The sequence below is a fragment of the Lacinutrix sp. MEBiC02595 genome (assembly GCF_053601555.1).
Map to the genome: position 1 here is coordinate 1 of NZ_JBSHNU010000171.1, position 825 is coordinate 825.

1 protein-coding gene is annotated in these 825 nt (G+C 26.9%); it reads right to left on the reverse strand.

Going from position 1 to position 825, the window contains the following annotated elements:
- Positions 1–135: 135 nt before the first annotated feature.
- Positions 136–789 (reverse strand): Imm19 family immunity protein, encoded by a 654-nt coding sequence (locus tag ACVCZW_RS03700; RefSeq protein ID WP_452231675.1) that lies wholly within the window; start codon positions 787–789, stop codon positions 136–138.
- Positions 790–825: the final 36 nt, after the last annotated feature.

Here is an 825-nt window from a genome sequence, read left to right on the forward strand (position 1 = left end):
CAACGTGTTTGTATATGGTTTGTTGCGTGTTTAAGCACTAAATTTAGCAAATAAAAACCGAATAGAAAATCCGCGAGGGTTTTCGTAAGCAGTCTAGAACCAGCAATAAATTATATACGGTGTTAGCATAAGTTTTTATTCGCTAAATTTTCTTAAAACTAAATTTAATTCCGTTATATCATTTTTGTATCTTGGATATTTCTCAATGTTTCTCACGCTATTATTTTGATTATTTACAATTCCTATTTCGTTGTTGATAGAAAAAACTCCATCCATAATAAGTCCATTCAAAATACACTCTGCAACATATTCAGTATTTTTCTCAAAAAGTGAAATGGATTTTAAATGTTTAGATATATGATATTTTGCAATATTTATTTCACTTTTTTCAATTCCAGTCATTGGTAAGAGAAGTAAAAATAGTAATTCAAAATTCTCAAACAATAGAAGTTCCTCAAGTGTCAGAAACCAAGCCTGAAAGTGACCACTTAAATTTCCAATGTAAATTCCATTTAAATAAAAAACAATTTCATCATTTTCAAATTCAATTTTGAAACTGATATTTTTGGTTAGTTTTCCTCCAAGATATTTAACGTTCTGATTAGAATTCTCACAGTGAAAAAAAATATTTTCCCATTCTAATAATTCATCTTGATTTAATCCAAATATTTCAAGTGCCTCATCAATATTAATTTCATTAGCTTCATCATAACCACGAAATAAACTGATGTAGAAATACCAAAAAAATGAATTATTCTTAATTTCTTCAGATTTGATTCGTTTGGTCATTTTAAGTTCTGATTTTTTTTAAATTTATGCTAACGT

Coding starts and splice junctions, on each gene's coding strand:
- ACVCZW_RS03700 (WP_452231675.1), bottom strand. CDS start 789: ATGACCAAACGAATCAAATCTGAAGAAATTAAGAATAATTCATTTTTT.